Below are 6,527 nucleotides of genomic sequence, written 5' to 3' on the forward strand. Positions count from 1 at the left end.
ACCACCGACGCTTGATCGGCGAGTCGGAGCAGATGGTGTCCGCTGTCGGATTCCAGCCGGATAACCTCCGCGGAGACCATGATCCGCGCGCCAAACTTGCCGGCCTGCAGGACGGCCCGTTCGGCCAGGTCGGCACCCGAGATTCCGCCCGGGAATCCGAGGTAGTTCTCGATTCTCGATGACGTCCCGGCCTGCCCGCCGGTTGCGATCCGCTCCATGGCCGCGGTGCTCAGACCGTCCGAGGAGCCGTACACCGCCGCGCCCAGCCCGGCCGGACCAGCGCCCACCACAACGACGTCGGATTCAGCGGGCACTGTGTCGGGCACCGGCAGCCCGACCCGGCGGGCCAGCTCGGTGTTGGTCGGGTTGCGCAGCACCTCACCGCCCCAGATCACCACCGGGGTGTCTTGCGGCGATACTCCGAACCGCTGCAGCAGCCGCTCGGCGCGCTTGTCACGTTCCAGGTCAATCCATCTGTGCGGTAACCGGTTTCGCGCAGCGAATTCTCGCAGCCGCACGGTATCGGGGTCATAGCAGGAACCGATGATCCGAAATCCGGTTCCTTCCTGGATGAGCAGCGAGCGGCGTAACAGGTACGCGCGCAGGATGAGGTCACTGAGCACCGGATCGTGGCCGACCAGGGCCCGCACCCGCTCGGTCGGTACCACGAGTACTTCGCCCGGTTCGACCACTTCGGCGGTGTAGAACGCGGCTTGACCTTCGAGGTCGCCCAGCTCCCCGAGGAACCGCCTGGGGCCATGTACCCGGATCACGTGCCGATTGCGCGCGTCGTCGGTAATGGTGACGGCGACCTTGCCGGACAGAATGACGAAGAAGTAGTCGGAGCGCTCGCCCTCGCGGACCAGCGTTTCGCCCGTGTCGACGGCGCGCCGGGCGCCGCCTGCCTCGAGGGTGGCAATCTGATCGTCAGACAGTCGCGGGTACGCACCGTATATGTCGGGGGTTTCCGCCGGCGGAGTCGAGGCGCGCTGGTCGGTGGCGACCTCAGACATAGTTCTCATGGACGTAGCACCACCGCCACTTCGGTCCCGGCTCCATGGACTGCACGATCGGGTGGCCCACCGTGTCCGCGTGCGCCCGGGCATGCCGCATCGGTGACGAGTCGCAGCAGCCGACATGCCCGCACGTCAGGCATAGCCGTAGGTGCACCCACGGTGTGCCGAGCCGCAGACATTCCTCGCAGCCGTCCGTGCGCGGGCGCACCGGGCGAATCGCCGCCACGTGTGGATCTATACCCACGGATGTCATGGCCGTGCCCCCTTCCCGCTGCCGGCCGACAGTGCCTGGTCCAGCCAATTGCGCAGCGCCGCAACGGGCGCGGCGCCCGCTTGCCGCCCCCGTACCTGCCCGTGGTCAAGGAGCAGCAGTGTCGGCACCGCCTGCACCGCGAACCGCTGCGAAATCGCCGGCGCCTTGTCCACGTCGACCTTGACCAGTTTGAGTTGTCCGGCGCGTTCGGTGGCGAGCTGCTCCAGCGCCGGACTCACCATGCGGCACGGTCCACACCAGGTCGCCCACAGATCGACAAGTACTGGAACCGAGGACTTTTCGACAACGTCGGCGAAGTCCTCGTCACCGGCCGCAGCGATCCACGGCAGCCACTGGTGACAGTTGGCGCACCGGGGCTTCCCGGCGGCCCCCGCGGGTACCCGGTTGCGTTTTCCGCAGTGCGGACATGTCACGATGTCTGATTCCATGGCGCCTCCTCCGTCACGCCGCCAGGGCCGGTTCCGAATAGGCCACGGCGAGTTCGCCGTTCTCCACGGTGACGCGGATCTTGCCACCCCCCGCAATGTCGCCGCGCAGCAACGCCCGGCCGATCTTAGTCTCCACCTCGTGGGCGATGTAGCGGCGCAGCGGCCGCGCCCCGTACACCGGATCGTAGCCGTGTGCGGCGACCATCCGGCGAGCTTCCGGGGTGATGTCGAGCTCGATTTGCCTTTCCGCCAACCGATCCCGCAGCTCGGCCAGCTGCAGCTCGACGATCCGTTCGATCTGCGGCATCGACAGCGGGGTGAACAACACGATGTCGTCGACGCGATTGAGGAACTCGGGCCGGAAGTGTCCGCGCAGCTCGGCCATCACCCGGTCGCGCGCGTCTGGCTTGATCTCGCCGTCCGCGGTGACGCCGTCGAGCAGGTAGTGCGATCCTATGTTGGAGGTCATGATGACCACCGTGTTGCGGAAGTCGACCTGACGTCCCTGTGCATCGGTGAGCCGGCCGTCGTCGAGCACCTGCAGCAGGGTGTTGAACACATCGGCGTGCGCCTTTTCGATCTCGTCGAGCAGCACCACCGAGTAGGGCTTGCGACGCACCGCTTCGGTGAGCTGGCCGCCCTCCTCGTAGCCGATGTATCCCGGTGGCGCACCGACCAACCGGCTCACCGTGTGCCGCTCCTGGTACTCGCTCATGTCAAGCCGGACCATGCTGTCCTCGCTGTCGAACAACGCGGCGGCCAGCGTCTTCGCGAGCTCGGTCTTACCGACCCCGGTGGGTCCGAGGAAGACGAACGAGCCGATCGGGCGGCGCGGATCCCGGATTCCGGAGCGGGCCCGGATCACCGCATCGGCGACCAGCTGGACCGCCTCATCCTGGCCGATCACCCGCTCGTGCAGTATTTCGTCGAGCCGCAGCAGCTTTTCCCGTTCGCCCTCCTGCAACCGCGCGACCGGTATGCCGGTCCATGCGGCCACGATTTCGGCGATCTCGTCCTCGGTGACGACCTCGCGCAGCAACGGCTTTTCGCCCTGCTTGGACGCCAGCTGTTGCTCGGCCGCTTGCAGTTTGCGCTGCAGTTCGGTGATCTGGCCGTAACGCAACTCGGCCGCCCGGTTGAGGTCATAGTTGCGTTCGGCTTCTTCGGCCTCGTGCCGGAGCCGCTCGAGTTCTCCGCGCAGTTCCTGTACCCGCCGGATCGCCTGCCGTTCGGCGTCCCATTGCGCGTGCCGCGCGTCGGCCTCCGCTCGCAGATCGGCCAATTCTTTGCGAAGTTCCTCCAGACGTGACTTGCTGGCCGCGTCGCTCTCCTTGGCCAGCGCCGCCTCCTCGATCTCGAGCCGTGTGACGCGGCGGGTGATCTCATCCAACTCCGCTGGCATCGAGTCGATTTCGGTGCGAAGGCGCGCACAAGCCTCGTCCACCAGGTCGATCGCTTTATCGGGCAGGAAGCGGTCGGTGATGTAGCGATGCGACAACGTGGCTGCCGCCACCAGGGCGGCGTCCTGAATCTTCACGCCGTGGAACACCTCGAGGCGTTCGCGCAGCCCGCGCAGAATCGAAACGGTGTCCTCGACGTCAGGTTCGTCGACCAGCACGGTCTGGAACCGGCGCTCCAACGCGGCGTCCTTTTCAATGTGCTTGCGGTATTCGTCGAGTGTGGTGGCACCGATCATGTGCAGCTCACCGCGGGCAAGCATCGGCTTGAGCATGTTGCCGGCGTCCAGGGACCCCTCCGTCGCCCCGGCGCCGACCACGGTATGCAACTCGTCGACGAACAGTAAAATTCGACCCTCGCCCGCCTTGACCTCTGACAGCACCGCCTGCAGCCGTTCCTCGAACTCACCCCGATACTTCGCACCTGCCACCAGCGAACCCATGTCGAGGGAGAAAATTGTCTTGTCCCGCAGGCCCTCCGGCACATCGGCGCGAACGATCCGCTGGGCCAGGCCCTCCACGATCGCGGTCTTGCCGACTCCGGGGTCGCCGATGAGCACCGGATTGTTCTTCGTCTTGCGGCTCAGGATCTGAATCACCCTGCGGATCTCGGCGTCTCGGCCGATCACCGGATCCAGCTTGCCGGCGCGGCCCTCGGCGACCAGGTCGCGGCCGTACTTCTCCAGCGCCTCATACGCCCCCTCCGGCGACGCCGAAGTGACCCGCTGGTTGCCGCGGACCTTGGTCAGCGCGCCGAGGAACGATTCCCGGGTAACGCCATGGGAGGCCAGAATCCGTCCGGCGGCAGTCGCCGAACCCTCTTCGGCGAGGGCGATGACGAGGTGCTCCACCGACACGTATTCATCCTTGAGCCGCTTGGCTTCCCGCTCGGCGGCCTCCAGCAGGTTCGCCAGGCGCCTGGTGACGGAGACTTGGCCGGGCGTCGCGCCGGGGCCGCTCACCTTCGGGCGCCGGTTCAGCTCGAGTTCCAGGTCCGCGCGCAGTGCCGCGGTGTCGGCGCCCGCCTGATCAAGCAGCCGCGGCACGAGACCCTCGGGCTGGTCGATCAGCGCCATCAACAGATGTTCTCCGTCGACCTCGTTGTGGCCCATCCGGGTCGCGATGGTCTGTGCTTCGGCCAACGCCTCCTGTGACTTCCGCGTCAGCTTGTTGATGTCCACCGCGATGTCCTCCTTCGCCGAGAAGCGGATTCCAGCTCTTCGATGTGGTCCAGCAGGTCGAGCACCAGCCCGATCGCCGCGTAGTTCAGTCCCAGCCCTGTCCTCAACCGCTGGATACGGCCGATTGTCACCAACGCAGACGGTTCGAACCAGAGATCGCCGCGGGCATCCTGCTGGCAAGCGACGAGGCCTAGCGCCACCAGCCGGCGCACCATGTCGGGATGCAACCCGCAGCGTGTTGCGAAGACGTCGAGCTGCATTCCGGGCCTCCGCGCCAGGACATAGTGTGATGCGGTCATCGGCCCCTCCTCGGGTCGAATGTGGACTGCGCCGCCAGTTGCTCGAATAGCTCACGTTCCCGCGCAGTGGGTTTCGGTGGCACCATCACCTTGATTTCTGCGTAGAGGTCGCCTGCGGCACCGCGCGGGTTGGGCATGCCTTCGCCGCGCAGCCGCAACCGCCGGCCGGTCGACGACCCCGGCGGCACCTTAACTTTCGCTTCACCACCGGGAGTTCGAATCGCGACAGTGGTCCCCAGCACCGCCTCCCAAGGCGACACCGGCAGATCGACGGTGATGTCGCGTCCGTCGAGCCGAAATCGGGGATGCGGCTTGATGCGCACCCGCAGGTACAGATCTCCGGCCGGTCCATCGCCGCTACCTCGGCCGCCCTGTCCCGCCAGCCGTATCCGCTGACCGTCGATGACACCGGCGGGAATGTTTACCTCGTAGTTGCGGCCGTCTAGTGAGATTTGCCGTTTGCCACCCCGGTAGGCCTCCTCGACGGTCAATTCCAGCAGCGCTTCCTGGTCTGCGCCGGGAATCGGCCCGAATCCGCCACTGCCGCCGAACATGTCGCCGAAAAGGTCTTCGATGTTGATGCCGTCGGCGCCGCCGAAGCCGGGGCCGTAGCGCACGCGGGCGCCGGAGGGCCCTCCGCCACGGAAGCCGCCCGCGCCCGCGCCCACCCGCTCTTCCCAGTCCTCGGGTACCTTACGGAAGTCTTCGCCGAATCGGTCGTAGCGCTTGCGGGTTTCGGGGTCCGACAGCACGTGATAGGCCTCGTTGATCTCCTTGAACCGATCTTCGGCCGCTGGATCCTTGTTGACGTCGGGGTGATGCTTGCGGGCCAATGTGCGAAACGCCCGCTGGATCTGATCGGCGGTCGCGTCCCGCGACACCCCGAGCACTTTGTAGTAGTCGCTGGCCAAGAAGCGTCACTCCCCGCGTCGGCTGACCACCACGGCCGCCGGCCGCAGTCGCCTCGAACCTTCGCCGTAGCCCGGTCGAAGCACTTCGACAACCGTGCCTGGCGCGCTGTCCGGCTGGTCCACCACACCGACCACCTCGTGACGCTCCGGGTCGAAGGGCACTCCTGCCTTCGCATCGCGCGGATAGCCGAGCTGCTCGAGAACCTGTAGCGCTTGCTCGAGAGTGCTCCGCACGCCCTTGAGGACCGCGTCGGACTGGTCACCGGCATGACTGATCGCCCGCTCCAGGTTATCCACGACGGGCAGCCACGCTCCGGCCACCCTGGATCGTTCCGTTGCTCGTTCGCGGTCCAATTCGCGGGCATACCGCTTGCGCAAATTGTCCAGATCGGCAACGGCGCGCCGCCAGCGGTCCTCGAGCTTGGCTAGCTCCGTGTCCGAACCAGGTTGGGAGGCAACCGCTTCTGGCGCGTTTTCGTCTATCCGGTCATCGTCCTCTTCGGTCTTGGAACGCTCTGCGGGGCTGACCATTGCGGCTCAGCCCCGGTCGAACTCGGCGTCGACCACGTCGTCGTCACCGACTGGAGAGCCCTGGCCGCCGTCGGTCGGATGCCCGTTGCCGCCACCAGACTGCATGGGTTGCAGCCCATAAAGCACTTGCTGCAGTTCGGACGTCAGGGACTGCACCCGGTCCATCGGTGCGTCTTCCTTAACGGCTTGGCGCGCGTCGGCGACCAGCATTTCGGCGCGTGCCCGATCGTGCGGCGCCGCCGAGTCGCCCAGTTCGGCAAGCCGGCGCTCCACCTGGTATGCCACCGAGTCGAGCGCGTTGCGCGCCTCGACGGCCTTGCGCAGTTGCTCGTCCTCGCGGCGGTTGGCCTCGGCCTCAGCGAGCATCCGCTCCACCTCGCTCTTATCGAGGTTGGACTGCTCGCTGATGGTGATGCCCTGCTCGGCGCCG

At 66.7% G+C, this 6,527-nt stretch carries 8 protein-coding genes; all 8 read right to left on the reverse strand.

The features are described 5' to 3' along the window. Nucleotides 1-1,013, reverse strand: a 1,013-nt coding sequence (locus tag JWP83_RS07725) for a cyclic nucleotide-binding domain-containing protein (protein ID WP_367185592.1), incomplete at its 3' end; no start/stop codon positions are given. Further along, nucleotides 1,006-1,269: a UBP-type zinc finger domain-containing protein gene (locus JWP83_RS07730; protein ID WP_297728095.1), complete on the reverse strand. Its 264-nt coding sequence runs from the start codon at nt 1,267-1,269 to the stop codon at nt 1,006-1,008. The genes JWP83_RS07730 and JWP83_RS07725, both read right to left, overlap by 8 nt. Continuing rightward, nucleotides 1,266-1,718 (reverse strand): thioredoxin, encoded by a 453-nt coding sequence (gene trxA / locus JWP83_RS07735; protein WP_297728098.1) that lies wholly within the window; start codon nt 1,716-1,718, stop codon nt 1,266-1,268. The genes JWP83_RS07730 and trxA overlap by 4 nt, the downstream gene beginning before the upstream one ends. 13 nt (nt 1,719-1,731) lie before the next feature. After that, the gene (gene clpB / locus JWP83_RS07740; RefSeq protein ID WP_297728101.1) at nt 1,732-4,356 is read right to left on the reverse strand and encodes an ATP-dependent chaperone ClpB; all 2,625 of its coding nucleotides are present in this window, start codon (nt 4,354-4,356) and stop codon (nt 1,732-1,734) included. Next, on the reverse strand, nt 4,338-4,655 hold the full coding sequence (locus JWP83_RS07745) for a chaperone modulator CbpM (RefSeq protein ID WP_297728104.1): 318 nt from the start codon (nt 4,653-4,655) through the stop codon (nt 4,338-4,340). Before JWP83_RS07745 ends, clpB begins: the two co-directional genes overlap by 19 nt. After that, a complete protein-coding gene (locus tag JWP83_RS07750) occupies nt 4,652-5,566 on the reverse strand; it encodes a DnaJ C-terminal domain-containing protein (protein WP_297728107.1) in 915 nt (304 codons plus the stop codon). The genes JWP83_RS07745 and JWP83_RS07750 overlap by 4 nt, the downstream gene beginning before the upstream one ends. Before the next feature lie 6 nt (nt 5,567-5,572). Continuing rightward, nucleotides 5,573-6,097 (reverse strand): nucleotide exchange factor GrpE, encoded by a 525-nt coding sequence (locus JWP83_RS07755; protein WP_297728110.1) that lies wholly within the window; start codon nt 6,095-6,097, stop codon nt 5,573-5,575. Between the two features lie 6 nt (nt 6,098-6,103). Continuing rightward, a partial coding sequence (locus JWP83_RS07760) for an Hsp70 family protein (RefSeq protein ID WP_297728113.1) occupies nt 6,104-6,527 on the reverse strand: 424 nt, incomplete at its 5' end.

The sequence above is a fragment of the Mycobacterium sp. genome, from assembly GCF_025965855.1.
Classification (GTDB): Bacteria; Actinomycetota; Actinomycetes; order Mycobacteriales; family Mycobacteriaceae; genus Mycobacterium.

Coding starts and splice junctions, on each gene's coding strand:
- JWP83_RS07745 (WP_297728104.1), bottom strand. CDS start 4,655: ATGACCGCATCACACTATGTCCTGGCGCGGAGGCCCGGAATGCAGCTC.
- JWP83_RS07730 (WP_297728095.1), bottom strand. CDS start 1,269: ATGACATCCGTGGGTATAGATCCACACGTGGCGGCGATTCGCCCGGTG.
- trxA (WP_297728098.1), bottom strand. CDS start 1,718: ATGGAATCAGACATCGTGACATGTCCGCACTGCGGAAAACGCAACCGG.
- JWP83_RS07755 (WP_297728110.1), bottom strand. CDS start 6,097: ATGGTCAGCCCCGCAGAGCGTTCCAAGACCGAAGAGGACGATGACCGG.